The organism is Mycolicibacterium hodleri (assembly GCF_025822245.1).
GTDB lineage: Bacteria > Actinomycetota > Actinomycetes > Mycobacteriales > Mycobacteriaceae > Mycobacterium > Mycobacterium hodleri.
In genome coordinates this window covers 251,948-277,971 of sequence record NZ_JACKTL010000033.1, presented here as the reverse complement: position 1 = coordinate 277,971, position 26,024 = coordinate 251,948, and the positions used below count along the sequence as shown (strand labels likewise).

The window sequence follows — 26,024 nt, the reverse complement described above, 5'->3', positions numbered from 1 at the left end:
AGGAGAAGAGCATGACCCCGCCACCCAAGCGAACCGGACTCGGTCGCGGCCTCGCATCCTTGATCCCGACCGGCCCGAGTGACGAGAAGGGCAGCATGGGGCCGGCTATGGGCGCCGCGGCGGCTGACGTGATGTACGGGGGAGCGCCCACTGCGACCGCGCCGTCGGTCGAGCCGGTGGGTGACGTCGGAGCGGTGTATCGCGAGATCGATCCGGCGTCCATCGAGCCGAACCCCAAGCAGCCGCGGCAGGTCTTCGACGGTGAGGCGCTCGCCGAGCTGGTCCACTCGATCCGTGAATTCGGTCTGATGCAGCCCATCGTGGTGCGGGCGCTGACCCCGGTGGAGGGGAGTCCTCGCTACCAGTTGGTCATGGGGGAGCGGCGGTGGCGGGCTGCCCAGGAGGCGGGGATGACCGCGATTCCCGCGATCGTCCGGGAGACCGCGGACGACAGCATGCTCCGCGACGCGCTGCTGGAGAACATCCACCGCGCGCAGTTGAACCCGTTGGAAGAGGCCGCGGCATACCAACAACTGCTGGAGGAGTTCGGCGTCACCCACGAGGAACTCGCCGTGCGGATCGGTCGCTCGCGTCCGGTGATCACCAACATGATTCGGTTGATGCGCTTGCCGGTCGCGGTGCAGCGGAGGGTCGCGGCGGGCGTGCTGTCGGCGGGCCACGCTCGGGCACTGCTGGCGCTGGAGAGTGGTGCGGAGAAGCAGGAGGAATTGGCCGCTCGCATCGTCGCGGAGGGCCTCTCCGTGCGCGCCACCGAAGAGGCCGTCACCCTGGCCAACCGGGACGGGGTGCCAGACTCCACCCCACCCCAGCGCCGCAAGCCGATTCAGATGCCGGGACTGCAAGACGTTGCGGAAAGGCTGTCATCTGCCTTCGACACACGGGTCTCGGTGAGCCTTGGCAAACGCAAGGGCAAGATCGTGGTCGAGTTCGGGTCGGTCGACGATCTACAACGCATAGTTGACCTTATGAACGCGGCGAAGCCGTGACCCACCACAAGCGGTAATTACGTCACTGTGACAAAGCGGCGAATCAAGACGAGGCTCGTCGTGGCCTGAAGGAGCAAATTCCTTGCGCAGCAACATGATTCGTCTCGCAACCGTCCCGGACGTCCCGTTTCGGAATTACCCCGGGCCGCACTCGCCGCGCCCTTCTATCCTGGAGTGGCAGTCACGTCCGGCTGGCCGATCTGAAACGCGGGGTGTCTAGTGTCAGCACGAATAACGCCGCTGCGGCTCGAAGCGTTCGAGCAATTGCCCAAGCACGCGCGACGCTGTGTCTTCTGGGAGGTCGACCCGACGACACTGCCGGTCGAGGATCACCTCGCCGACCCCGAGTTCGAGAAGGAAGCCTGGCTCTCCATGGTCATGCTGGAGTGGGGGTCGTGCGGGCAGATGGCCGTGGCGTGCGGACCGGACCAAGCGGACTTCGTCGCGCCGTCCTCAAGCGGTGACGAGCCCTGTCTGGGATTTGCGTTCTACGCGCCACCGCGTGCCGTGCCGCGCGCCGCGCTCTTCCCGACCGGACCCGTCAGTGCCGACGCCGTATTGCTGACGACGGTCGGCGTGGAAGCGGGCGACGAGGGGGACGGCCTCACGCGCGCGTTGATGGCCGCCGTCGTCGGAGACTTGGTGCGCCGAGGGGTACGAGCCTTGGAGGCGTTCGGCCGGACGGCCGCAGCGGCCGAACTCACCGAGCCGCACCTGATGGCGCCAAACCTACGCTCGGCGATTCAGTCACTCGGCGACTGCTCGGCCGAGCAGTGCATCATCGACGCGGACTTCCTCGGTGACGTCGGCTTCGAGATCGTCGCCCCGCATCCTTACTTCCCGCGGATGCGACTCGAGCTCGAGCAAGGTCTCGGTTGGAAGGCCGACGTGGAGGCCGCGCTGGAACGACTGCTGGTGAGTGCCCAGATGCAGCAGCCGGTGGGGGCTGGCGCCAGCCCCTGCCTGTGAGAGAACCTCAGGCTTGGGCGGCGCGGCCGGCGGACTGTTCGACCGACCGTTCGTGCGCCAGCAGTTCGGCGAAGGTGAACGTGCCCGTCGGACGGTCGTCCTTGCCGAGTAGGTAGAGACGCTTGACGGCGGCGAGGATGCCCTCGGACAGGGAATCCCTGGCCTGCGACGACACCAGCAGCTCGCGGTCGTGCGGATTGGTGATGTAGCCGACGTCGATCTGCACGGTGGGCATCCGGGTCAGGCGAAGCAGGTCCCACGTGCGCCCATGCGTGCGGCAATCGCGTAAACCCGTGCGCGCCACCAGTTCCCGCTGCACGAAGTCGGCAAGGTTGCGCCCAATCGTCGACACCGACCCGTGGGAGTTGCCGAAGTGGAACGACGCCACGCCGTTGGCGGGGGAGTTGGGGAGCGACGCGCAGCGCAGGCTGATCATCAGGTCGGCACCGACCGTGTTGGCAGTCGCGGCGCGCTCGGCATCGGAGAGGCTGCGACCCACCGGCCGGGACAGGAACGTCTCCATGCCGATGGCCGCCATCCGGCCTTCGAGCCGACTTGCCAAGTCCCACAGGATGTCTGCTTCGCTGATCGGTCCGTCCGGGCCGTTCATGATGGGTCCGTGGTCGTCGCCGCCACGGCCCGGATCGATGATGATGCGCTTGCCGGACAACCGCGGGCCGGAGCGGCGGACCAGCTCCTCCTCGCGAATCGCGTGCAACGAGCCGCCGGTGACCCGGGAACCCAGAAAGTACAAGGAGCGCAACGTCTCTGGCCCACAGATGCCGTCGGGGTACAGACCGTACTCCCGTTGATAGGACATCAGACCGTTGTGTGTCTGCAGCCCGAAGTGCCCGTCGACCAGGTCGGTGTAGAAACCGAGGTCTTGCAACCGGGCCTGCAGCGTCGCGACGTCGTCACCGTACATCGGGGCACCGAACTGATGAGCCAGTGTCCTGGCGCCCAGGCGGTACGACGCCTCCTTCAACGCCCGATAGGTGGCCTCGCCCACGACGCCGTCGACGAGCAGCCCACGGTGCTGCTGGAAGGCGCGGACGGAGTGGTCGAGGTCCTCGTCGAAGACGTCGAACGCGACGTGTTTGCCCGTCACGAGGTCGTCATCTGGGCCGTCGATCAGCCCCAACGCCGCCAGCGCCGACCGAATCTCGACCACCGGGGCTCCCCGATCGCCGCGGCGCAGACTAGACATGACCAGAATTGTCGCAGACTGAAGCGCTAATGCTGAAACCTCCAGGCCAGTCGGAAGCCGGGTGTGTCCAATCCGGCCGGGTGCGCCGGACCCCGATCAGACCACGTCAGACAGCTCGCGGAGCAGCGCCGCCTTGCCCTTGCTACCCACGATGCGCTTCACCGGCTCGCCGTCCTTGAACAGGATCAACGTGGGGATCGAGACCACCTGGAAGTCGCGCGCGGTGCCGGGATTGGCGTCGACGTCGAGCTTGGCGATGGTCAGCGCGCCGGCCTTTTCGGTGGCGATCTCCTCCAGTACCGGTGCAATCATCTTGCACGGGCCGCACCAGGACGCCCAGAAGTCCACCAGGACCGGGGTGCTGCTGGAGAGGACGTCGTCGGAGAACGAGTCGTCGGTCACGGCAACGGTTGCGCTGGTCTTGTCACTCATGTGGTGCTCCTGTCGAAGAGGGGTGGGCGGAGGGGTGGAACGTCACCAGTTGTCGGCGATTTGGTGGCCGGTGAGCCACCGCTCGACGTCGATCGCCGCCGAACAGCCGCTGCCGGCGGCGGTGATGGCCTGACGGTAGGTGTGGTCGACCAGGTCGCCGCAGGCGAACACGCCGTCGACGGAGGTGCTGGTGGAGCGTCCCTCGACCTTGACGTAACCCTCGTCGTCAAGGTCGACCTTGCCGCTGACCAGACCCGAGCGGGGATCGTGGCCCACCGCGACGAAGACGCCCGTCACGGCCAGCTTCGACTCTTCGCCGGTCTTGGTGTCGGCCAGGCGAAGACCCGTCACCTTGGGCTCGCCCTCGACCTGGGTGACCGCGGTATTGGTCATGAACGTGATCTTCGGGTTGGCCTTGGCGCGGTCGAGCATGATCTTCGACGCGCGGAATTCGTCGCGGCGGTGGATCAGCGTGACGTGGTTGGCGAACTTGGTGAGGAAGATCGCCTCCTCCATCGCCGAGTCACCACCGCCGACCACGGCGATGTCCTGGTCGCGGAAGAAGAAGCCGTCACACGTCGCGCAGGTGCTGACACCGGTGCCGATGCGTTCCATCTCACCGGGTACGCCCAGCTGGCGGGCCGCTGCACCCATCGCGAGGATGACCGACTTCGCCTGGAAGGTCTCGTCGCCCACGGTGACGGTCTTCACGGGGCCGTCCAGGTCGACGTCGTCGACGTCCTCCATGCGCAGGTCGGCGCCGAACCGCAGCGCCTGCTCGCGCATCTCCTCCATCAACGCCGGGCCGGTGATGCCCTCGCGGAAGCCGGGGTAGTTCTCCACCTCGGTGGTGGTCATCAAGGCGCCGCCGAACTGCACGCCTTCGAAGACCAGGGGATGCAGCTGCGCACGCGCGGCGTAGACGGCCGCTGTGTAACCAGCAGGGCCCGAGCCGATGATGATCACGTCGTGAACGGTGTTCGAGGAAGTCATTTCCGCCTTTCTGCGTACGCCTATAACACCAGCGTAAGCCCGCATGTTCCAGTCGCGACTCCGGGACGCGTCAGTCCGGGCGTGACTTGCGCCGACGCCAAGGCCATCGCCTGCGGGTGGACCGGGAGGCCGTGCGCAACGCTGCGTCGATCGACGCCGTCACGTGGGCTGGCACCTCGGGCGCCGAGGCCGGGTCGACGCCGAGGGCGGACACGTCCCGTCGCGCGCGTTCCAGCGCGGCGAGCGTGGCCTTGACGTCGGGTTCGGTGCGCGCCCGCCGGCGCAGCCGCGCCGCCGTCGAGTCGTCGAGCAACCCGGCCTGCAGGTCGGCGAGGAGGTCGACCGTGACGGGGCGCTCGCCGCGATCGTCAGCTTCGCCGTGCACGGGACCAGTGTCGCACCGGCCTGCGACGTCGGTGGCTGGGAGCGTCCTTTCGCTACTCTGTGGACAAGAGGATGCTGGGAAGTGCGGCCAGGATCTGGCGGCACGACAGCATGAAGAGGCGACATGGGCAATCTCCGTCGACTACTGGCGACCGGAGTCTTCGGACTGGTGGCGGCATCGGGGCTGATCGCCGTCGGCGTGGCCACCACGCCGCCGTCGGACCCGCTGGCCTGCGACATGAACATCGTCCCGTACGACCCGTACCACCAGACCTGTGGCATCCCGAACCAGATTCCGACCGCACCGGGCCAGGCGCCGGGGGCGGGCGCGATCATCGCGTGCCGCAACATCCCCGGCTGCCTGTCGCAGGCGGTCAACGGGCCGCAGTTCGTAGCGGTTCCGCAACCCGACACCAGGGTTCGCCAATCGCGGTAGCCGCTACGGGCGGACGACGGGCGCGGGATCTTCGAAGTACTCCAGCGTCTTGGCGAGCTTGGCTCTGGCCCGTGAACAGCGGCTCTTGACGGTGCCCTCCGGCACGCCCAGCAGCCGGGCGGTCTCGGCCACCGAGTACCCCTGCATGTCGACCGCGACGACGACGGCCCGCTGCTCGAGCGGCAGCCGCAGCAGTGCTCGTTCCACGACGAGCATCGTGTCGACGCGGGAGGTCGGATCGCCCAGGTGACAGACGTCGTCGTCGAGCGCGGTGGCCGGATGAATCTTGTTGCGGCGCAAGCGATCGAGACAGGCGTTGACCACGATGCGGTACAGCCAGCTGCTCACCGAGGCATCGTGGCGGAACGTCGGTGCCTTCCGGTGGGCCTTGAGCATGGCGTCCTGTAGCGCATCGGCGGCGTCTTCGTGGTTGCGGCTGGTGATGAGAGCCAACCGGTAGAGCTGTCGGTGGTGGCGGTGGAAGAGCTCCTCGAAGGCATACCGGTCGCCGCCGACGTGCGCGACGAGCAACTCCGCGTCCGTCCGCGCGCCGCCGGTGATGTCCCCGAATCTCCCCACATGCGAACACTAATCAACGCCGGACGCCCGTCCCCGCACCTCTTCTGGCGGGACGCACCAGCGGGCGGACGTCAGCCCTCTCAACTGCAACAACGGGGATCGGCTCCCGCCGGCTCGACCTGGGGACAACTCCTCAGGAGGCGGATTTGAGCGTGATGTTCGACAGCGCGGACTCGCTCTTGCCGTTCACCGTGCCGAGCGTGGTGATCCACACCAGCACATTCGACACGGGCTGAGGATTGTTGATGGTGATGGTGTTGGACCCGGCCTTCATCGGCGTCGGCGGGGTCAGCTCGGTGGTCTCGTCGAGCGACGCGGGCGTGGCCGACTGGGCGGACCGGATCTGAATCGACGTGCCGGTGCTGTTCAGGTCGATCGACACCGACGCGATCGCGGTGGGCTGCGGCAGCTGCAGGATCAGCCCGACGCCGCTCTTGAAGTTGGGGAACGGCACCGCGTCGCTGTAGGTGTCGGTCTGCCATGCCGTGGTGGTGCTGCCGTCGATCGCATTGCCGGCATCGGCCGGATTGTCGGCCTCGCCGCCGGGCGAGAACACCGTCGCCCGAACGGGTTTCACGGTTCCGGAGCTCGGCTGGCTGGTGGTGCTGCTCGACGGGGCGTTGAGCCCGAGTTCGTCCTTGTCCAACGAACCGCCGACGTCGCTGAACACGCCGCGCAACACGGTCGCCAGCACGATGAGGGCCACCACCAGGATCGAGCCCGCCACGGCGGCGCCGATCAACACGCCCTTCTTGCGGCGGGCCTTGGCGTCGGGATCGTCGGAGACGCTCTCGCGATACCGGGTGCCGGGGGCTTCCGGTTCGTCGATCGGCGCGATCAACTCGGTGCGGTCGGCGACAGCGGTGGCCTGCTGCAACAGGTTGAGCAACGTCGGTGCAGAGCGAATGCCGCCGTTCTCCTGCACGGCGCGCACGGCCGCGGCGGAAATTTGGAACGGGATGGCGCGGTCCACCGTCGTGGGTTCGACCGGCTCGCCTGCGGGGTCGAGGTCGGCGGGCTCCATGCCTCCGCGCGTCCCGGCGTCGGGCAGCGGCCACCGGTTGACCAGCAGCGCGTACAGCGCGGCGCCGATGCCGCGGATGTCGTCCTCGGGCGTCGCCGACGGCAGCGTGGCGGGGAAGGCCAGGGCCACGTCGCCGTCGATGCTGACCCGGACCCGGCCGGGGTGGTCGATCGACAGGGCGACGCCGGCCCGGTGCGCAGCCTCGGCGGCCGCGGCCAGGGACTGGACGGCGCGGGCCCCGCCGATCGCGGACGGGGCGGTCTCGGCGACCTCGGCGAGCGACCCACCGCGAATCCACTCCGAGACGACCAGTCCGCCGGATCCGGTCCTGGTGACGTCGAGGACGCGGGCGATGCCGGGAACGTTGATCGCACCGAGTTTCATCGTGCGGGACAGGATCTCCGAGAGCTCGTCGTCGGGCAGGACGGCGTCGGGGTCGACGAACGTCAACGCCACCTGGCGGTCCAGGACGGTGTCCATGGCGTGCCAGAACTGCAGATGCGGCGGGCCGCCGTGGAACACCAGCAGGCGGTAGCGCCCCCCGGCGATCGTGGCGCCAGGGATGAGGTGGACGTCGTCGTCGGCGGTGGCGGCCTCGATGGCCGGCTCGTTCGGCATGCCTGCCGACACCGGCTCTCTGGTCGGGTCGCCGCCGTAATCGGCGGGCGGGCGGCCCGAGGGCGGCAGATGCGACTCCGACGGGACGTCCGGTTGGAAGTCGTCGGCACTCGGCCGGGGGATGCGGGTGGTCGCGCCTGCGTCGGGCGGCGAACTGCCCGCCGGATCGTCGCTCACCGCTGGTCCTCTCCGAAGCCCGTCTCCGACAACGCCTGCCGGAGGTTCGCCGACCCACCTCCCCGTCGGACCATATTGACGCGACCGCAACGGAGGTGAACTGCTCTGATTAGCGTACGGGAGGGGCGTACCCGGACGCGGTGGGACGGGAACCCTCGTGGACGGTGTCGCCGGAGTCGTGGACGTACCCCGACCGAACCGCCGTCGGACCGCGTTGGCCGCGGCCTGCGCGTCGGGAACCTTGGCCGTCAGCAACACCGTGACGATGATCGGCAGCATGATCACGGAGAGGATGAGCAGCCGCACGATCGAGCCGCCGCCGCCGTGGTCCTCGGTGAGCGACCCGAGACCGAACAGGCGGTCGACGAGGTGACCGATCAGACCGGCCAGCAGGGACCCCGCCAGGGTGACCAGGACGGTCCGTACCACGTCGAGGCTGATCATCCTGCCGCCCGGCGGCTTGAGGTTCGCCCGCAACATGACGTGGCCGACGACGGCGCCCGCGAGGAAGCCCAGGCCGTTCGCGAACCCGAGGTAGCCGGCGACCAGCTCGGGGTCGTCGGTGAGATGCGGTGCCGCCAGCGAGGCGATGATCTTGACCGCGGTGATCACGACGATCAGCACGATCGGGGTCCACGGCTGTTCCCTGGCGTAGAAGACGCGCGTCTGCAGCAGCAGCATCGCGTAGGGGAGCAGGGTGAACGCCGACAGCGCGATGGCATGGCCCATGCTGCCGGCGTCGGCGTCGGTGAACCTGCCGTAGGCGAACAACGCGCTGCCGATGGCGGGACCGGCCACCGTCATGAAGGTGACGACGGGGATGAGCGTCAGCATGGTGAGGCGCGTCGCGAAGTTGATGTCGGCCAGCACGGCCGGCTGATTGTCGGCGGCGGCGTTGCGGGACAGCCGCGGCATCACGACGGTCAGCACCGTCACGCCGATCATGCCGAACGGGAGTTGCAGGACGAGCCACGCGTAGTTGTAGACGGCGGGCCCGGAAGCCGCTGCGGTGCTGGCAATCTGGTTGCCCACGACCAGGCCGGCCTGACTGATCAGCACGTAGAGGACCATGGCGGCGGCCATGCCGCCGAACTTCTTGAGCCGGTCGTCGAGACCCCACAGCGGTCGCAGGCTGACCCGTTCCCGACGGATCGCGACGAACAGCACCGCGGTCTGCGAGACGACGCCGAGGGTGGTGCCGATGCCCAACACCAGAAGCTTGGCGGTGCCCATCGCGACGGGGTCGAACGACAGCTCGCCGGGCACCACGACGAACACGCCCAGCGTGCCGATCGCCACCACGTTGTTCAACACCGGCGCCCACGCCGGCGGCCCGAAGACGTTGCGGGTGTTCAGGATTGCCATGAACACCGAAGACAGACCGTAGAAGATGATCTGCGGCAGCAGCAGGTAGGCCAACGCGGTGGTCAGCGGGCGGTCCACCTTGGGGTCGCCGCCGAGCATCAGCCGGACCAGCAGCGGGGCGGCCACCACCGAGACCAGCGTGGCCACCAACAGCAAGGTGGTCGCCAGCGTCAGGAGGCGCCGGACGAACGCCGTGCCGCCGTCGGGGTCGTCACGCTCGGCGCGCGCCAGCACCGGGACGAAGATCGCGGTGAACGTCGCCTCGAGCACCAGCGCGGCAATCAAGTTGGGCAGCTGGTTGGACACCGAGAAGGCGCTCAGGATGGCCCCGCCCAACAGCAGGGCCAGCAACTGGATGCGGATGAAGCCGGTGATGCGGCTGATCAGCGTGGCCAGTGCCATGCCCCACGACCGCGAGACGACGGCGGCGTCGGTCAGCTCGGGCCTGCCGGCGCGTCGGCGCGGGGCCGGTCCCTGGGGGATGCGCCGGGGCGCCTGCGGTGGTCGCGGTGCGGGCCCCGGCGGCCTGGTCGGAGTCATCGGTGGTCTTCGTCCGGGGCGTGCGCCAACGCCACGTCGAGCGGATCCGGCTTGCCCTCGCCGTCGCGACGCTTGGGGCGGTCGAGGTCGGCCCGGTCGGGCTGCCCCCGGAACCGGTGCCAGAGGCGTCGGCCGGCCAGCAGGACCAGGATCGCCCCTGCGGACAGGGTGATGAAGAACAGCACCTTGCCGTAGGCGTTGGAATGCACCGAGAGTCGCACCGGTTCGCCCAGCGGCAGGCCGTCGGCCGTCTGCAGGGAGACGTCGACGGCGACGCGCTGGGTGAAGTGCACCTCGATGGGTACGCGCAGCGGCAGGAAGCCCGGCGGCAATTCGATTTCCCCCATGTCGTCGACCGTCATCCCCGGCGGGGCGTCGACCTCGAGCCGGACCCTGATCGGGACGGGCAGGTCGTTGCGCAGGGCCAGGGGCAGCGGGCTGCGTTCGGTCGCAAGAGTGTAGGAGCCGCCGGGGTTGACGATGGTGACGGCACGCAGCAGGTCCCCGACGGTGTCGTCGACCACGCCGACGCGTTGGGAGGCGAGCCCGTTGCGCGAATCCGGAGGCACGGACTGACTGAGCGCGCGCAGCAGGTCCTCGCGCAGCGGTGCGGTGTACTGCGGACCGGTCAGCCCGGTCCGTGGGTCGACGGTCAGGGCGGCGGTGAGTCCGCCGAGCCGCAACGCCGTGGTGGCGATGCCGTCCGTGACGCCGGAGTCGATGCGGGCCCGCGGATTGCCGAGGACGTCCGGCGGCAGCGGTGCGGCGTCGGATGGCGGCAGGACGTTGGTCTCGGCGACGACGGTGGCCAGCGACCGCGGGACGGCCAACCCGGACCGGATCGACGAGGCGAGCGTGGTGAGGATCGACTGCGCTTCCTCGGGGGGCAGGTTCCACGCCATCGGCGGGACGAGGATCTCGGTGCGGGGCTCGCTCTGCGGTCGCAGCGCGCGCCACAGCACGGCGGCGATGGCGTCCTCACGGCGGGCGACGGGGGAGTCGTGCGCCAGCGGCACCCCGAGCGCGGGGTCCAGGTAGGAGGGTGTCACCGGCATGGTGCCCGCTCCGGCGAGAGCGGCGCCGACGGCGGCGTCGACGGGCGCCGCCACCACGTTCGCGTCATATCGGCGCGGGGCGGCGTCGCCGGCCGCGATGGCAACGGTCGGCCCCTGCGCGGACAGCATGCGGACGGCCGCTCCGGTCAGCGGACCGTCGCCGACGAGGGTCGCCCCGCGGGTCGAGACCACGCCGAGGATCTGGTCGACGATGTCGCCGGCGCCCTTCACGGCGATTGTGGACAGTTCGGGGTTGCCCACGCGGGCCAGCGCGTCGAGGTCGGCTTGCGCGTACACCGTCGGGGTCACGCACGACCGTTGGGCCAGCGCCCGCAGCCTGCCGAGCCAGTTCATCGCCGCCTCCTGGCCGGTGCCGGGATGCGTCGGCGAGTTGACGCCGCCGACCGGGTCGTCGTTGACGACGTAGCCCAGGGTCATCGCGTTGACGGTGACCAATAGGTCGGGGTCCACGGCGAGGCACAGGGCGCTGCGGGTCTGCCCGCCCGGGTCGACGGGTGGGCTGGTGGCGAAGTCGGCGGCGGACAGCAGGGTGTCGAGGCGACCCCCCGCGGCCAGCGACGTCGCGAGCTCGTCGTCGACCAGCCGGACCGGCGTGCTGCCACCCGGTACGCCCGCGGCCAGCCGGGGCCTGTCGGCCAGTGGCCACAGCATCGTGACGCGCACCGGTCGCGAGGTGTCCGGGGGGACGACGGCCGACGGGGATTCGTCCTGCTGTGACGGGTCGGCGGGCACACCGAGCACGGGCAGAAGGAACCGGGCGTCGTCGAGGCGGGCGGGTGCGCCGTAATCCGGCGTTCCGTTCACGTTGACCAGGGCGGGGTAGACGCCGGGCTGGTCGATCTGCAGGGAGGGCAGTTCGGCGGAGCGGACCGGATAGGAGAGCGTGAACGGCACGTGCTGACCCTGCGCGAGTTCCGGTGCGACGGTGACGAAGTCGGCTACCGCCTGGTACTGGTCGACGCCTCCGGTCAGGTCGGTGCGCAGGGCGTCCGACGACGTGACGGCGGCCGCGTGTTCGAGGCGCACCATGATGTCGCGCACGGGTCGGTCACCGACGTTGGTCACGGTGCCGGTCACGGTGACGACCGGGTCGCTGGTGGTGGTCACCGAGTCCGGGGTGATGGTGTCGATGTGCAACTGGAGGAAGGGCCGATCTCCGGGCTCGCCTGCTGCGGCACGTGGCACCCCGGCGGGTACGACGATCAACGTCACCAGGGCGACGACGGTCAGCAAGCGCGACCCGGCGATCCAAGCCGCCGCGCGCGTCATGGGCCTTGGCCGCAGCCGTTCGCCCGCCGGCCGGGTTGCGGTTGCGGGGAGTCGTCGGGCCGACGTCGGGTGTGGGAGTGCGTCTGCGGGCGACGGCGCGGCGAGCTGGGGGGCAAGGGGGGCAGGGAGCCGGGGCCGTCGGCCTGCAGCTTGGCGATCAGCTGGCCGGCGACCTCGGCGAGTTTGCGTTCGTCGGCGTAGGCCAGTCTCGACGGCAGGTCCGTCAGGGGCACCCACGCGACTTCGGTCACTTCGACGTCCTCGTCGGAGAGCTCGCCGTCGAGGAATCGCATGAGGTAATGGTGCACGGTCTTGTGGACGCGCCTGCCCTCGGTCACGAACCAGTAGTCGATGCTGCCCAGTGCGGCCAGCACGCTGCCCTGGATGCCGGTCTCCTCGGCGACCTCGCGGATGGCGGTTTGTTCTGCGGTCTCGCCCTGCTCGATGTGCCCCTTGGGCAACGACCACAGCATGCGTCCGCGCCGGTCGACCCGACCGATGAGAGCGGCGACCTGGCCGTCGGCGGGACCGTCGATGCCGTCGATGACGAGTCCGCCCGCCGAGGTCTCGTGCACGGTGCGCAGGCGCTCGGGGGTGCGTCGGCCGGATCTGCTCGGGGAAGTCTTCGCTCCTGCGTCGACCTGGTGGCCGGGGACGGGGCCGGGCAGCGGTGCGGACGACGGGTTCGCGGGGTCGGAATTGGCGGTCTCCGACGGGCTTGCAGAGCGTCGGCCGCGGCGCCGTCCTCGGCGCCGTCGTGGTTTGGCTCGTTCGCCCTCCGACACCCAAGCGATAGTAGCTGCCACTTGGTTTCCGTCCCCTATCACTCGCCGTCGTGGTCGGCTTGTCGCCGGGTCGTTATGCGCCCGTCACGACCACTAGGCTCATCGAACGTGCCGAACGATCCCTCCCCGACCGACGAATTGTTGACCGCGGCCAAGGCGCTGCAGCGGCACACACCGGTGCTCCGAGAGCTGGGTCAGTTGTTCGCTGACGCCGGCCACGAGCTGTACCTCGTCGGCGGCAGCGTGCGGGACGCGCTCCTGGAGCGTCCGCTGACCGACCTCGACTTCACCACCGACGCCCGCCCCGACCGCGTCCAGCAGGTGGTGAAGCGCTGGGCCGACGGTCTGTGGGACACCGGCATCGAGTTCGGCACCGTGGGCGTCGGCAAGGGCACCGAGCGCCTCGAGATCACCACGTTCCGCGCCGACGCCTACGACCGGGTGACGCGCAACCCGGAGGTCCAGTTCGGTGACAGTCTCGACGACGACCTGGTGCGCCGCGACTTCACCGTCAACGCGATGGCGGTGCGCATCACCCCGGCCGGGCTTGGCGAATTCCACGACCCGCTAGGCGGATTGGCCGCCATTCGCGATCGAGTGCTCGACACGCCGTCCACGCCGGAGGTGTCCTTCGGCGACGACCCGTTGCGGATGTTGCGGGCGGCGCGCTTCGTCTCTCAACTCGGGTTTGGCGTGGCGCCGCGGGTGCGCGAGGCGATGACGCGGATGGCCGACGAGCTGGGACGCATCACCGTCGAACGGGTGGCGGCCGAGCTGGACAAGATGATGCTGGGCGCGGACCCGGTGGCCGGGGTGGACCTGATGGTGCAGACCGGGCTCGGCGAGGTGGTGCTGCCCGAGGTGGGCGGTATGCGGATGGCCATCGACGAGCACCACCAGCACAAGGACGTCTACCAACATTCGCTGACGGTGCTGCAGCAGGCCATCGACTTGGAGGGTGCCGGAGAGCGGGACCTGGTGCTGCGGTGGGCGGCGCTGCTGCACGACGTCGGCAAGCCGGCCACCCGAAAGCACGAGAGCGACGGCGGCGTCAGCTTCCACCACCACGAGGTGGTCGGCGCGAAGATGACCCGCAAGCGCATGCGGGCACTGAAGTACTCCAAGCAGATGGTCGACGACGTGTCGCAGCTGGTGTACCTGCACCTGCGATTCCACGGATACGGCGACGGGAAGTGGACCGACTCCGCGGTGCGCCGCTACGTGACCGACGCCGGGCCCCTGCTCGAACGGCTGCACAAGCTGGTGCGCGCCGATTGCACCACCCGCAACAAGCGCCGCGCCGCGCGGCTGCGGGCCAGCTACGACGACCTGGAGCACCGCATCACCGAGCTGGCGGCGAAGGAGGACCTGCAGCGGGTCCGGCCCGATCTCGACGGCAACGAAATCATGCGCATCCTCGACATCCCGGCCGGGCCGCAGGTGGGCAAGGCGTGGCAGTACCTCAAGGAGCTGCGGCTCGACCGCGGGCCGCTCGAGCACGACGAGGCGGTCGACGAACTTCAGAAGTGGTGGAACGCGCAGGGGTAGGCCCGCGTCTGAATGGTTGTGGACTACTGCCTGGGGGATGGTGACGGGTCGGCGACGATGTGGTCGGCCGAGCTGAACGTCGACGCCGACGACGACGGGGTGTTCGACGCGATCGGCCTCGACTTCGACGGCGACGGCCGCTTCGACGACGCGCTGACCGATTCCGACGGGGACGGCACCGCCGACCACCTGCTGTTGGATCTCGACGACGACGGTCAGCCGGAGGCGTCGTTCACCGACGACGGGACCGGCACCTGGGCCGCCGGTGCGCAGATCCGCTGGTTGGGGCTCGACGGCGTCGAGCTGACGGGCGGCCCGCTGGTGGACTTCGACGGTGACGGCCAGGTCGACGACCGGGTGGTCGACGCGGACCGCGACGGTTTGGCCGATCGGGTGCTGGTTGGCGACGAGGCGTACGTCGACGTCGACGCGGACGGGCGGTGGGACGTCAAGCTGACCGATTCGGACTCCGACGGCGCCGCCGACGCGGCCAGCCAGCTGTAGCCGTCGCCCGAGTGTGAATCTCGCGGCGGGACACGTGGGTGACGCGTCGTCGGATTCCCACTCGCGGGATTCAACCTCGCCCGGGTTGGATGGGGCTCTTCTCTTCGTTCATCGCCCGGGCCCCGGCGGCCCCGCGAACGCCTGCGCAATCGTCAGCCAGGTGGCCGCGTCCTCGCCGGTCGCGACCACGTCGAGGTCCCCGCGGGGGCGGCGTTGCGTCACCAGCAGGCAGAAGTCCTCGGCCGACCCTGTCACGCGCTGCGCGGCGTCGGCCGGGCCCCACGACCACGTCGACCCGTCGGGTGCGGCCAGTTCGACCAGGAATGGCTCGGCCGGGACGGGCAAGCGGTGCACGGAGAAGGCGAAGTCCCTGGTCCGCACCCCGATGTGGGCGATGGACCGCAGCCGGGAGGTCGGAGGCCGCGTCACGCCGAGTGCGTCGGCGACGTCGAGGCCGTGCGCCCAGGTCTCCATCAACCGGGCCGTGGCCATCGACGCCGCACTCATCGGCGGACCGAACCACGGCAGCTTCCTGCCGTCGACCACCCGGCCCAGTTCGTCGTGCAGGCGGGTCCGGGTGTGGCGCCAGTCGGCGAGCATCTCGGCGGGCGGGGTGGTCGCCAGCTGCTCGGCACCCGCGTCGACGAAACCGGTCGGATTGGTCGCGGCGTCGGCGAGGACGTCGGCGAAGGCCGCTTCGTCGGTGACGGCGATCAGCGACACGCGGTCGGTCCACCACAGGTGGGCAATCTGGTGGGCGATGGTCCATCCCGGCGCGGGGGTGGCCAGGTGCCAACCCTCGTCGTCGAGGACGGCGACCAGCTCGTCGAGCGCGTCGCTCTCGGCTCGAAGGTCCGCCACCACGCCCTCGGCCCCAGCCATGGCGTCAGCCTAGCCGGACGGGGTCGGGCCTCTGCGGATCACGGCGTGCGCGGTCAACCCGAGCAGGTAGAGCACCGTGCCGGCGACCACCAGGGCGGGGGAGTGCCCGTCGGCGGGGATCACTGCGGCCGAGAGCGTGATGGAGGCGACGAAGGCGACCCAGAACAGCGCGTCCTGCACGGTGAAGACGTGACCGCGCAGGGCGTCGTCGACGTCGAGTTGCATCGCCGAGTCGGCGCACAGCTTGACCACCTGACCGGCCGCACCGAGCAGGAAGCCGCACGCCATCATGACCGGCAGGTCCAGGCCGACCGCCGCGAGCTGGATCGCCGCCGCCGCCAGCAGCGCCAGGTTGACGGTCCGGTACCTGCTCCAGCGGCGCACGACCACGGGGGTGAGGAAGTTCGCGAGGAACGACCCCAGCCCGGTGGTGGCCGCGAACAGCACGGCGACGCCGAGGCCCGCCACGTTCGCGGAGCCGGTGTGCCTCACGGTGACCAACACCAGCAGCGTGTTGACGCCGAACACCATCCGGTGCGCGACCACCCCGGACAGCGTGCCCGCCACGCTGGGCACGGTGAACGCCGTCCGCAGGCCGTAACCCCACCCGGTGGCCACCGCGTAGGCCACCGAACCGTGCACCGCGCGAGCCGAGTCGTCGGGTCCGAGCACGTGGGGGGCGAACCGCACCGACAGGACCCACGCCAGGGCGACGGGCACCGAGGCCATGAACAGCGCGGCCGAGGAACCGCCGTCACCCACGCCGAACAGCCACCGCGGCACCAACATGAAGATCGCGCCGAAGAACAACGTCGCCGCGCTGACCGCGGTGGCGATCGAGTTCATGGTGAGCACCTGGTCCCGCGGGACCACGTGCGGCAGGGCGGCGGACAGCCCGGAGGTGACGAACCGGGTGAACCCGTTGACGACCAGGGCGCCCAGCAGGATCCACGGCGCGCCGGCGTGGAAGGCCAGCAGGAATGCCACCGCCAGGATGAACAGCACTCGCGCGAGGTTCGCGCCGATCAGCACGCTGCGGCGGTCCCACCGGTCGAGCAGGGCGCCGGCGAACGGGCCGAGTAGCGAATAGGGCAGGAACAGGGCCGCGAAGGAGCCCGCGATCTGCCACGGATTGGCCGCCCGCTCGGGGTCGAACAGCAGCGCGCCCACCAGGCCGCCCTGGAACAGCCCGTCGCCGAACGAGCTGACCGCCCGCAGTTCCAGCAGCCTGCGGAACTCGGGCAGCTTCCGCACCGCCCGCCACAGGGCGAAGCGGTCGTGGGGCGTGGTCAATTGCCGTCCGATGTCGGTGGGATGTTCGGTGTGCCGAGTGGCGACCAAACCACCCTACAAAGATTCGCGAAACAACCCGGCATGGCCGCGCCCGATCGCCACCGGGAGCGCACGCTGGTGACATGATGGTCGGGTGGCGCAGTCAGAGGACCCGGAGGACCACTTCGCTCCGGCGACGCACCGGGTCCGTGCGGGAACGCTGCTGATCGCGAACACCGATCTCATGGAGCCGACGTTCCGTCGCAGCGTGATCTACGTCGTCGAGCACAACGACGGCGGCACGCTCGGTGTGGTGCTCAACCGGCCCAGCGAGACGGCCGTGTTCAACGTGCTGCCGCAGTGGACCAAGCTGGCCGCCAAGCCGAAGACGATGTTCGTCGGCGGCCCGGTCAAGCGCGACGCCGCGCTGTGTCTGGCGACGTTGCGCGCGGGCCTGCAACCCAATGACGTCCCGGGTCTGCGGCACGTGCAGGGTCGCATCGTGATGGTCGACCTCGACGCCGACCCCGACACCATCGCCCCCGCGGTCGAAGGCGTGCGGATCTACGCCGGCTACTCGGGCTGGACGATCGGCCAACTCGAAGGCGAGATCGAACGCGACGACTGGATCGTGCTGTCGGCCTTGCCGTCCGACGTGCTCGTCGAGCCGAGGGTCGACCTGTGGTCGCGGGTCCTGCGGCGTCAGCCGATGCCGTTGTCGCTGCTGGCGACGCACCCGATCGACGTCAGCCGCAACTGACCGGTCAGCGGCACGACAGGGTGCACGACGCGCAGGCGCCCGCACAGCTGGCCTCGTCGGCGGCGCTCTTCTGCAGGGCCTCCCGCAGCGCCACCGCCTTGGCGCTCTGGTAGCAGCCCGCCGCGACGGTGCCCACCGCACCGATTACGCAGACCACCAGTGCCAGCAAGCCGGCGTGGGGCGGGGCCGCCAGGGCGACGACGCCACCGGCGCCCAGCATCACGGCGGCGGCGAACTGGGTGGGCACCACGGCCCGCAGGACTTGGGCGACCTGGTCGGTGGCGTAGGGCCGGGCCGCCGACCATAGGCCCATGGCCGCGGTCGCCACGGCGGCGCAGAGGCACAGCACGGCGGCGATCAGCATGGGCCCCACAATACGAGGCCTGGCAGCCGGAGAGCCAACCGCTAGCGCGGCAGCCCGAGCGGTTGGGCGGCGGCGGGGACCACTGCCGGCGCCGCGGGGGCCGCGGGAGCGGCGACTGGCGCGGCCGGAGCTGGCGGTGGCGTGTCCGGCGAACCGACCCGGTAGCCGTTGACGATGGCGTCGGTGGCCGATCCGGCCGCGACCGAGACCTGGGCGCTGGTGGTCACCGAGAGCGACACCAGGTACTTGTCGGGACCCGAGGTCGCGATGACGTGGCGTCGCGAGGTGTTCAGCGTCAGGTTGTTCTGCCGGTACGTGCCCTCGATGAGGGCCGACGGCATCCCGCCGAACTCCGCGAGCGAGCCGTTGGTGGCACGGAAGGCCGGGAGCTGCTGGGTGTCGACGAGGCCGTGGCTGATGGCCTCCCGCGGATCGAAGTCGCCGACCAACTTGTAGACCTGTACCGCGGCGTTGGACGTGTACAGCCCGTCCCCGCCGACGCGGTCGGCGATCACGGCGAAGGCGTCGGGGACGTTGGGGTCGGGCACCTGGCTCCAACCGGTCGGCATCGGCAGCACGATGGTGAGCGCCTTGAAGTCGGTGGCCTTCTGCGGCTCCATCGCGACGTTCTTCTCCTTGAAGAAGTCGGCGAGGGTTCCCGAGGTGGCGGGGACGACGGCAGGCACGGCCGGGGCGACGGGAGCTGCGGGTGCGACCGGTGAGCCGATCAGTTGGTTGGAACCGGCGACGGCAGCGGCGGGAGCGCCGGCCTGGACGGTGACGGTCTGCGTGACGGTCGCGGGTGCGGGCACCGCGGGCAGTGGAAGGGTGGGCTCGGCCGAGGCGACGGGACCGGCGAGCCCGAGGACGCATGCCGTGCCGGCGGCGAAGCCGCCTACCAGAAGTCCCCAACGACGGGCATTTTCGAACATCTAACGTCGGTCCTTCCGGATCACACGAGCTTCCCGACCAGGTGAGCCCCGGCCAGGCGCCGACTGTATCCACGCCCCGACGTCGGTCACCAGGGCTGGGACGGACCTGCAACCATGCGAAGACCCCTCTGCAACGGAACCGATACCTAGACGCGGCGGCCAAGACCGGTGATTGGGGCTCCGAGCACGCCGTTGACTACCCTGTTCACGTGAATGAAGGGGAAGGCGGCTTGGACGCCTCGAGCACCCCGCAGCACCGCTACGACGCGACGCTGGCCGGGAACATCGAATGTACGTGGCAGGAGACCTGGGCTCGGCTGGGTACGTTCCACGTCCCCAACCCGGTGGGGTCCCTCGCGCCCGCCGACGGGTCGCCCGTGCCCGCGGACAAGATGTTCGTCCAGGACATGTTCCCGTACCCGTCGGGGGAGGGCCTGCACGTCGGGCACCCGCTGGGCTACATCGCCACCGACGTCTACGCCCGATACTTTCGGATGACCGGTCGTAACGTGTTGCACGCGTTGGGTTTCGACGCGTTCGGGTTGCCTGCCGAGCAGTACGCCGTCCAGACGGGAACCCATCCGCGGACCCGCACCGAGGCCAACATCGTCAACTTCCGACGTCAGCTGGGTCGGCTCGGACTCGGTCACGACGCGCGACGGAGCTTCTCCACCACCGACACCGACTTCTACAAGTGGACGCAGTGGATCTTCCTGCAGATCTTCAACTCCTGGTTCGACACGGAGGCCAACAAGGCCCGACCGATCAGCGAACTGATCGCCGAGTTCGAATCGGGCGCCCGTACCCCCGACGGCGGGGAGTGGTCGACGATGTCCAGCGCGGACCGCGCCGATCTGGTCGACGCGCACCGGTTGGTCTACCGGGCCGACTCGGTGGTGAACTGGTGCCCGGGGCTGGGCACCGTGCTGGCCAACGAAGAGGTCACCTCCGACGGGCGCAGCGACCGCGGCAACTTCCCAGTGTTCCGAAAGCGGTTGCGCCAGTGGATGATGCGCATCACCGCCTATTCGGACCGGCTGCTCGACGACCTCGACGACCTCGACTGGCCGGACAAGGTCAAGGCCATGCAGCGCAACTGGATTGGCCGGTCCACCGGTGCGGAGGTGCGCTTCGCGACCGACGCCGGTGACATCGAGGTGTTCACCACCCGACCCGACACGTTGTTCGGGGCGACCTACATGGTGTTGGCGCCCGAGCATGCGTTGGTCGACGCGCTCGTACCCGACGCCTGGCCCGAGGGCACCGACGACCGCTGGACGTTCGGGGCGCCGTCACCCGCCGAGGCGGTGGCCTCCTACCGGGCGACCGTGGCCGCGAAGTCCGACCTGGAGCGCCAGGAGAACAAGTCCAAGACCGGTGTGTTCACCGGGTCCTACGCCACCAATCCGGTGGACGGACAACGAGTTCCGATCTTCATCGCCGACTACGTGCTGGCCGGCTACGGTACCGGAGCGATCATGGCGGTGCCCGGCCACGATCAGCGAGACTGGGAGTTCGCGACCGCGTTCGGCCTCCCGGTGAAGGAGGTCATCGACGGCGGTGACGTCAGCCAGGCCGCATACAACGGTGACGGCGTGCTGGTGAACTCCGACTACCTCGACGGGCTGAGCGTCACGTCGGCCAAGGAGGCGGTGCTGGCACGCCTCGAGGCCGACGGCCGCGGTCTGGCCCGCACCGAATACAAGCTGAGGGACTGGCTGTTCGCCCGCCAACGGTATTGGGGCGAACCGTTTCCCGTCGTGTACGACGCCGACGGTCGCGCCCACGGGCTGCCGGAATCGGCCCTGCCGGTCGAACTGCCCGACATCCCGAACTACGCGCCGGTGCAATTCGACCCGGACGACGCCGACAGCGAACCGTCGCCACCTCTGGGCAAGGCCACCGAGTGGGTGCACGTCGACCTGGACCTCGGTGACGGGCTGCAGCCGTACACCCGCGACACCAACGTCATGCCGCAGTGGGCGGGCAGCTCGTGGTACGAGCTTCGCTACGCCGACCCGCACAACTCGGAAACGTTCTGCGCCAAGGGGAACGAGGCCTACTGGATGGGTCCGCGACCGGCCGAGCACGGCCCGAGGGACCCCGGTGGCGTCGACCTCTACGTGGGCGGCGTGGAGCACGCGGTGCTGCACCTGCTGTACTCCCGGTTCTGGCACAAGGTGCTCTACGACCTCGGCCACGTCAGCTCCCGCGAGCCCTACCGCCGGCTCGTCAACCAGGGCTACATCCAGGCGTTTGCCTACACCGACTCGCGTGGGTCCTACGTGCCCGCCGCCGAGGTGGTGGAGCGCGACGGCACGTTCTGGTGGCCCGGCCCGGACGGTGAGATCGAGGTCAACCGCGAGTTCGGCAAGATTGGCAAGAGCCTGAAGAACTCTGTCTCGCCCGACGAGATCTGCGAGGAGTACGGGGCCGACACCCTGCGCGTGTACGAGATGTCGATGGGACCGCTGGAGGCGTCGCGCCCCTGGGCGACCAAGGACGTCGTCGGCGCCTACCGGTTCCTGCAGAGGGTGTGGCGGGTAGTGGTCGACGAGACCACCGGCGCCGAGCGCGTCGCCGACCACGAGAAGCTGGCCGAGCCGACGCTGCGCCTGCTGAACAAGACCATCGCCGGGGTCGCCGAAGACTATGCGGCCCTTCGTAACAACACCGCCGCGGCCAAGCTCATCGAGTACACCAACCACCTCACCAAGGAGGACGTCACGGCCCGCGCCGCGGTCGAACCCCTGGTGCTGATGGTCGCGCCCCTGGCGCCGCACCTGGCCGAGGAGCTATGGCGCCGACTGGGGCACGATTCGTCGCTGGCTCACGGTCCCTTCCCGCAGGCCGACCCGGCCTACCTTGTGGAGGACACCGTCGAATACCCGGTGCAGGTCAACGGGAAGGTCCGCGGGCGCATCACGGTGGCCGCGGACGCCGCCGCCGACGCCGTGGAGACGGCCGCACTGGCCGACGAGAAGGTCGTCGCCTTCATGGCAGGCGCCACGCCGAAGAAGGTCATCGTGGTGGCGGGCAAGCTGGTCAACGTCGTCATCTAGCGGCGATTTGGGCGTGATCCGTCGCGCTCACCGCTACCGATCACGCCGAAATCGGGGGAGTGCGCGGCGGCGGGGTGCGGCGGGCGCCCGTCGCCTCCACCGCCGCGGCGTACCGGAGCAGCGCGACGTCGTCATGGGCCCGGCCCGCGAGCGTAAGGCCCACCGGCATGCCAATGTCGGCCATCGTGCCCATCGGCACGGTCACCGTCGGGATGCCGAGATGTCGAATTGCCAAGTTGCCGTTGGCCACCCAGACGCCATTGCGCCAGCCGAGGTCGGCCGACGCCGGGTTGACGTCCATGTCGGCGGGCCCGACGTCGGCGACGGCGGGGAAGATCACCGCGTCCAGACCCAGGCCGTCCATCCACTCCTCGAGGTCGACGCGGCGGGTGCGTTCCAACGCGTGCACGCCCTCGGGGATGGTCGGAATGCCGAGGAACGAGGCAACCGGGTTGTCGCGTAGGAAGGCCGGATATTCGGCGATGTCGTCGTCGAAGCCGTCGTACCGGTCGGGCAGGGCGCCCGGCGGGGCCGGGAAGATTCGGCTGCCGTCCACGTCTGCGAGCCGGTTGAGCGCTGGATCGCCGTTGGCGGCCAGGAAGTCGTCCCACGCCCAGGCCGACAGGTCGACGATCTCGCGGCGCAGGTACTCGGGGTCGACGAAGCCGCGGGTGGCGATGGTGGGGGCGCCGGCCCGGTCACCCTCGTAGTTGGTGACGACCGGGAAGTCCACGTCGACGACGTCGGCGCCGGCGGCCAGCAGGTCGCCTCTGATCGCGTCGAACAGTTCGAGCACCGACGGCCGGGCGTCGACGCGCCGACCGGTGGGCCCGCCGATGCCGGTGGCGCCGACGCCGGCGTCCGGGTCGGCGTTGACGTACGTCCGCGGTACACCGAAGCGCTTGCCCGCCAACGCGTTCGAGACGCCGAGCAGCGACCGGTAGGAGGGCGGCCGCACCTCGTCGACCCGTGGCAGCGTCACCCACGGCTGCAAGCGCCAGAAGTCGCCGCGCGCGTCGGGATCCTCGGCGACGAGCACGTCGAGCACCTCGAGCAGGTCGGCCATCGACCGGGTGTGGGGCACCACGACGTCCATGGTCGGCACCAGCGGCCAGCCACCGCGGGTCGAGATCACGCCGCGCGACGGGGTGTAGGCGCACAGCGCGTTGTTCGAGGCCGGCCCGCGTCCCGAGGACCAGGTCTCCTCGCCAATGCCGAAGGCGCACAACGACGCCGCGGTCGCGGTGCCCGAGCCGTTGGACGAACCGGAGGCGAAGGGGGCGGTGAGATAGTCGGCGTTGTACGGGCTTTCGGCCCGCCCGTACAACCCACGCTGCATGCCGCCGTTGGCCATCGGCGGCATGTTGGTCAGCCCGATGAGTACGGCGCCCGCTCCGCGCAGGCGCTCGACGACGAACGAGTCGCGCTGGGCGACCAACTCCGCGAACGCCGGGCTGCCCGCCGCCACGGTCAAGCCGTGGGCCTGGTAGCTGTCCTTGACCGTGTACGGGATGCCGTCCAGCGGACCGTAGGTGCGGCCGTCGCGCCGCCTGGCGTCGGACGCCTGCGCCTCGGCGCGGGCCTGCGGGTTGCGCACGACGACGGCGTTGAGCTCACCGTCGAACGCCGCGAGGCGGGCCAGGTAGGCGTCGAGCAGCCCGACCGCCGTCACCCGGCCGTCGTCCATGGCGGCGCGCAGCTCGGCGATGGAGGCCTCGTGAACCTCGAACGGCCCGGTCATCGTGGGCGGACCACGATCTCGTGGACGTGGGCGTCGGCCGGTGCGTTGACCGCGTTGGCGACCATCGCGGCCACCGTCGCGGGCGAGAGGAACTGCTCGGGCACGTAGTCCCGTTCCTCGTAGGCGATGAGGTCGCGCTGCATCTCGGTGTCGATCCGGCCGGGGTGCACCGAGGTGACGCGAAGATCCGGCTCGTCGGCCCGCAGTGAATCCGCGAACGACCGCAGCGCGAACTTGCTCGCCGAGTACGACGCCAACCCGGCCGAGGCCTTGATCCCGGCGCCCGAGTTGACGAAGACCACCTGCCCGCGCGCGCTGCGCAGAGCGGGTAGCAGCGCGAGCGTCAGCGCGACGGCACCGACGACGTTGACCTCGAAGGTCGCCCGCCACTCCTCGGCGCTGGATTCGGCCACCCGGCCGGGGTAGGCGACCCCGGCGTTGTGGATCAGCACGTCGAGGTCGGTCAGGACCTCGGCGGCGGACTCTATGGAGTCGGGGTCGGCGAGGTCCAGTGGCCAGGTCGGCGCGCCGAGCCGCGCGGCGAGTGCGTCGAGGCGGTCGGACGGGCGGCCCGCCAGGAGCAGCGTGTGGGTGGGGGCCAACGCGTCGGCGATGGCCGTGCCCAACCCGCCCGCTGCGCCCGTGATCAGGGCAGACCTGGTCTTGGGCTGGTCTGAGCCGTCAGTGGTAACCACGGCGGCAACCCTACCGACCTGCGCTCGCGACGTCGGCGTCGCATGATTGACCCGATGCCACCGGACTCGACCTTTGCGCCCACCCAGCTCGCGGCCCGCGCCGCCTATCTGCTGCGTGGCAATGACCTCGGCGTGATGACCACCGCCGCGCCGCTGCTGTACCCGCACATGTGGAGCTGGGACGCGGCGTTCGTGTCGATCGGCCTGGCCCCGCTGAGCGTCGAGCGCGCCGTCGTCGAGCTGGACACGTTGCTGTCGGCGCAGTGGAAGAACGGCATGATCCCGCACATCGTGTTCGCCAACGGGGTCGACGGCTACTTCCCGGGCCCGGCGCGGTGGGCCACGTCGACCCTGTCGGCCAACGCGCCCGTGGGCCGGCTCACCTCGGGCATCACGCAGCCGCCGGTGCACGCGATCGCCGTGCAGCGCATCCTCGACAACGCCAAGACCCGCGGCCGTTCCACGCGCGCCGTCGCGGAGGCCTTCCTCGACCGCCGGTGGAGCGATCTGGTGCAGTGGCACCGGTGGCTGGCCGAGGCCCGCGATCCGGAGGCCAGGGGCCGGGTGACGGTGTATCACGGGTGGGAGTCGGGGATGGACAACTCGCCGCGGTGGGATGCGGCGTACGCCAACGTGACTCCCGGTCCGATGCCGCCGTACAAGCGTGAGGACAACGCGATCGTGACCGACGCGACGCAGCGACCGTCGGACCTCGAGTACGACCGCTACATGTGGTTGGTGGAGCAGATGAAGTCGGTCAACTACGACGACCTGCTGTTGCCCAAGGTGATGAGCTTCGCCGTCGAGGACGTCTTCGTCTCGGCGATCCTGTCGGTCGCGTGCACGGTGCTCGCCGAGATCGGCGAGGACTACAAGCGCCCGCACTCCGACGTGCGCGACCTGTACGCCTGGGCCGAGCGCTTCCGCCGCGGCGTCGTCGACTCGGCCGACGAACGGACCGGTGCGGCAAGGGATTACGACCTCCGGTCGGAGAAGTGGATCGCCACCGAGACGGTGGCGCAGTTCTCACCGCTGCTGTGCGGCGGTCTCTCCCACGAGCGCGAGCGTGCCCTGCTGAAGCGGTTCGAGGGACCACGCTTCTGCGGGCATCCGGACCTGAAGTACGCCCTGATCCCGTCGACGTCGCCGGTGTCGCGGGACTTCCGAGCGCGCGAGTACTGGCGTGGCCCGGTCTGGCCGGTCCTGACGTGGTTGTTCTCCTGGTGCTTCGCCCGTCGAGGTTGGGCCGAGCGCTCGGCGAACTTGCGGCGCGAGGGACTGCGGCAGGCCAGCGACGGTACGTTCGCCGAGTACTACGAGCCGTTCACCGGCGAGCCACTGGGCAGCATGCAACAGTCGTGGACCGCAGCGGCGGTTCTGGACTGGCTCGGGTGACGAGGGCC

At 69.9% G+C, this 26,024-nt stretch carries 22 protein-coding genes; 8 read left to right on the top strand and 14 right to left on the bottom strand.

Translation table 11 applies throughout. The features are described from left to right. Positions 1–11 precede the first annotated feature (11 nt). Both H7J06_RS13835 and H7J06_RS13830 read left to right on the top strand, forming a co-directional pair. Positions 12–1,007, top strand: a complete 996-nt coding sequence (locus H7J06_RS13835; protein ID WP_264039463.1) for a ParB/RepB/Spo0J family partition protein — start codon at positions 12–14, stop codon at positions 1,005–1,007. A gap of 219 nt (positions 1,008–1,226) precedes the next feature. Beyond that, entirely contained in the window at positions 1,227–1,976 is a 750-nt protein-coding gene (locus H7J06_RS13830) for an acetyltransferase (RefSeq protein WP_264039462.1), read from the top strand. Between the two features lie 7 nt (positions 1,977–1,983). Here H7J06_RS13830 and H7J06_RS13825 read toward each other — a convergent pair whose 3' ends face one another. The 4 genes from H7J06_RS13825 to H7J06_RS13810 form a co-directional block, all read right to left on the bottom strand. Further along, a complete protein-coding gene (locus tag H7J06_RS13825) occupies positions 1,984–3,183 on the bottom strand; it encodes an N-acetylmuramoyl-L-alanine amidase (RefSeq protein WP_264039461.1) in 1,200 nt (399 codons plus the stop codon). A 96-nt stretch (positions 3,184–3,279) separates the two neighbouring features. Further along, entirely contained in the window at positions 3,280–3,615 is a 336-nt protein-coding gene (gene trxA / locus H7J06_RS13820) for a thioredoxin (protein ID WP_264039460.1), read from the bottom strand. A 42-nt stretch (positions 3,616–3,657) separates the two neighbouring features. Next, positions 3,658–4,608 (bottom strand): thioredoxin-disulfide reductase, encoded by a 951-nt coding sequence (gene trxB / locus H7J06_RS13815; RefSeq protein ID WP_264039459.1) that lies wholly within the window; start codon positions 4,606–4,608, stop codon positions 3,658–3,660. A 70-nt stretch (positions 4,609–4,678) separates the two neighbouring features. Continuing rightward, on the bottom strand, positions 4,679–4,993 hold the full coding sequence (locus H7J06_RS13810) for an RsmA family anti-sigma factor (protein ID WP_264039457.1): 315 nt from the start codon (positions 4,991–4,993) through the stop codon (positions 4,679–4,681). A 123-nt stretch (positions 4,994–5,116) separates the two neighbouring features. Between H7J06_RS13810 and H7J06_RS13805 the strand changes: the two genes are divergently transcribed. Next, a complete protein-coding gene (locus tag H7J06_RS13805) occupies positions 5,117–5,428 on the top strand; it encodes a hypothetical protein (protein WP_264039456.1) in 312 nt (103 codons plus the stop codon). Between the two features lie 3 nt (positions 5,429–5,431). Here H7J06_RS13805 and sigM read toward each other — a convergent pair whose 3' ends face one another. The 4 genes from sigM to H7J06_RS13785 all read right to left on the bottom strand — a co-directional run bounded on the left by sigM (position 5,432) and on the right by H7J06_RS13785 (position 12,861). Then, positions 5,432–6,007 (bottom strand): RNA polymerase sigma factor SigM, encoded by a 576-nt coding sequence (gene sigM, locus H7J06_RS13800; protein WP_264039455.1) that lies wholly within the window; start codon positions 6,005–6,007, stop codon positions 5,432–5,434. Between the two features lie 133 nt (positions 6,008–6,140). Then, positions 6,141–9,731 carry a murein biosynthesis integral membrane protein MurJ gene (gene murJ, locus H7J06_RS13795; protein WP_264039454.1) on the bottom strand — a complete coding sequence of 1,197 codons (3,591 nt, stop codon included), beginning with the start codon at positions 9,729–9,731 and terminating at the stop codon, positions 6,141–6,143. Then, the gene (locus tag H7J06_RS13790; RefSeq protein WP_264039453.1) at positions 9,728–12,076 is read right to left on the bottom strand and encodes a DUF6049 family protein; all 2,349 of its coding nucleotides are present in this window, start codon (positions 12,074–12,076) and stop codon (positions 9,728–9,730) included. The genes murJ and H7J06_RS13790 overlap by 4 nt, the downstream gene beginning before the upstream one ends. Continuing rightward, positions 12,073–12,861, bottom strand: coding sequence for an NUDIX hydrolase (locus H7J06_RS13785; RefSeq protein ID WP_264039452.1), 789 nt, complete (start codon positions 12,859–12,861; stop codon positions 12,073–12,075). The genes H7J06_RS13790 and H7J06_RS13785 overlap by 4 nt, the downstream gene beginning before the upstream one ends. A gap of 108 nt (positions 12,862–12,969) precedes the next feature. Between H7J06_RS13785 and H7J06_RS13780 the strand changes: the two genes are divergently transcribed. Both H7J06_RS13780 and H7J06_RS13775 read left to right on the top strand, forming a co-directional pair. Beyond that, positions 12,970–14,409 (top strand): CCA tRNA nucleotidyltransferase, encoded by a 1,440-nt coding sequence (locus H7J06_RS13780; RefSeq protein WP_372515302.1) that lies wholly within the window; start codon positions 12,970–12,972, stop codon positions 14,407–14,409. A gap of 18 nt (positions 14,410–14,427) precedes the next feature. After that, the gene (locus H7J06_RS13775; protein ID WP_264039753.1) at positions 14,428–14,913 is read left to right on the top strand and encodes a pullulanase; all 486 of its coding nucleotides are present in this window, start codon (positions 14,428–14,430) and stop codon (positions 14,911–14,913) included. A gap of 108 nt (positions 14,914–15,021) precedes the next feature. Here the strand turns inward: H7J06_RS13775 and H7J06_RS13770 are convergent, their stop codons facing one another. Then, positions 15,022–15,795: a TIGR03084 family metal-binding protein gene (locus H7J06_RS13770; RefSeq protein ID WP_264039449.1), complete on the bottom strand. Its 774-nt coding sequence runs from the start codon at positions 15,793–15,795 to the stop codon at positions 15,022–15,024. Between the two features lie 9 nt (positions 15,796–15,804). Next, positions 15,805–17,088: an MFS transporter gene (locus tag H7J06_RS13765; RefSeq protein WP_264039448.1), complete on the bottom strand. Its 1,284-nt coding sequence runs from the start codon at positions 17,086–17,088 to the stop codon at positions 15,805–15,807. A 133-nt stretch (positions 17,089–17,221) separates the two neighbouring features. Between H7J06_RS13765 and H7J06_RS13760 the strand changes: the two genes are divergently transcribed. Further along, entirely contained in the window at positions 17,222–17,827 is a 606-nt protein-coding gene (locus H7J06_RS13760; protein ID WP_264039447.1) for a YqgE/AlgH family protein, read from the top strand. 4 nt (positions 17,828–17,831) lie between these two features. Here the strand turns inward: H7J06_RS13760 and H7J06_RS13755 are convergent, their stop codons facing one another. Continuing rightward, positions 17,832–18,191: a hypothetical protein gene (locus H7J06_RS13755; protein ID WP_264039446.1), complete on the bottom strand. Its 360-nt coding sequence runs from the start codon at positions 18,189–18,191 to the stop codon at positions 17,832–17,834. Between the two features lie 41 nt (positions 18,192–18,232). Beyond that, positions 18,233–19,123, bottom strand: coding sequence for an LpqN/LpqT family lipoprotein (locus H7J06_RS13750; protein ID WP_264039445.1), 891 nt, complete (start codon positions 19,121–19,123; stop codon positions 18,233–18,235). Positions 19,124–19,332: 209 nt separating this feature from the next. Between H7J06_RS13750 and leuS the strand changes: the two genes are divergently transcribed. Beyond that, entirely contained in the window at positions 19,333–22,185 is a 2,853-nt protein-coding gene (gene leuS / locus H7J06_RS13745) for a leucine--tRNA ligase (protein ID WP_264039444.1), read from the top strand. 40 nt (positions 22,186–22,225) lie between these two features. Here the strand turns inward: leuS and H7J06_RS13740 are convergent, their stop codons facing one another. Then, positions 22,226–23,926: an amidase gene (locus tag H7J06_RS13740; RefSeq protein WP_264039443.1), complete on the bottom strand. Its 1,701-nt coding sequence runs from the start codon at positions 23,924–23,926 to the stop codon at positions 22,226–22,228. Further along, positions 23,923–24,621 (bottom strand): SDR family oxidoreductase, encoded by a 699-nt coding sequence (locus H7J06_RS13735; protein ID WP_264039442.1) that lies wholly within the window; start codon positions 24,619–24,621, stop codon positions 23,923–23,925. Before H7J06_RS13735 ends, H7J06_RS13740 begins: the two co-directional genes overlap by 4 nt. A 54-nt stretch (positions 24,622–24,675) precedes the next feature. Here H7J06_RS13735 and ggh point away from each other — a divergent pair, with 54 nt between their 5' ends. Further along, positions 24,676–26,016, top strand: a complete 1,341-nt coding sequence (gene ggh, locus H7J06_RS13730) for a glucosylglycerate hydrolase (protein ID WP_264039440.1) — start codon at positions 24,676–24,678, stop codon at positions 26,014–26,016. Positions 26,017–26,024 lie beyond the last annotated feature (8 nt).

Excerpts from the sequence above, each read along its gene's own strand:
- H7J06_RS13835 (WP_264039463.1), top strand. The coding sequence starts at position 12 with ATGACCCCGCCACCCAAGCGAACCGGACTCGGTCGCGGCCTCGCATCC.
- H7J06_RS13825 (WP_264039461.1), bottom strand. The coding sequence starts at position 3,183 with ATGTCTAGTCTGCGCCGCGGCGATCGGGGAGCCCCGGTGGTCGAGATT.
- trxA (WP_264039460.1), bottom strand. The coding sequence starts at position 3,615 with ATGAGTGACAAGACCAGCGCAACCGTTGCCGTGACCGACGACTCGTTC.
- trxB (WP_264039459.1), bottom strand. The coding sequence starts at position 4,608 with ATGACTTCCTCGAACACCGTTCACGACGTGATCATCATCGGCTCGGGC.
- H7J06_RS13805 (WP_264039456.1), top strand. The coding sequence starts at position 5,117 with ATGGGCAATCTCCGTCGACTACTGGCGACCGGAGTCTTCGGACTGGTG.
- murJ (WP_264039454.1), bottom strand. The coding sequence starts at position 9,731 with ATGACTCCGACCAGGCCGCCGGGGCCCGCACCGCGACCACCGCAGGCG.
- H7J06_RS13790 (WP_264039453.1), bottom strand. The coding sequence starts at position 12,076 with ATGACGCGCGCGGCGGCTTGGATCGCCGGGTCGCGCTTGCTGACCGTC.
- H7J06_RS13770 (WP_264039449.1), bottom strand. The coding sequence starts at position 15,795 with ATGGCTGGGGCCGAGGGCGTGGTGGCGGACCTTCGAGCCGAGAGCGAC.
- H7J06_RS13755 (WP_264039446.1), bottom strand. The coding sequence starts at position 18,191 with ATGCTGATCGCCGCCGTGCTGTGCCTCTGCGCCGCCGTGGCGACCGCG.
- H7J06_RS13750 (WP_264039445.1), bottom strand. The coding sequence starts at position 19,123 with ATGTTCGAAAATGCCCGTCGTTGGGGACTTCTGGTAGGCGGCTTCGCC.
- H7J06_RS13740 (WP_264039443.1), bottom strand. The coding sequence starts at position 23,926 with ATGACCGGGCCGTTCGAGGTTCACGAGGCCTCCATCGCCGAGCTGCGC.
- ggh (WP_264039440.1), top strand. The coding sequence starts at position 24,676 with ATGCCACCGGACTCGACCTTTGCGCCCACCCAGCTCGCGGCCCGCGCC.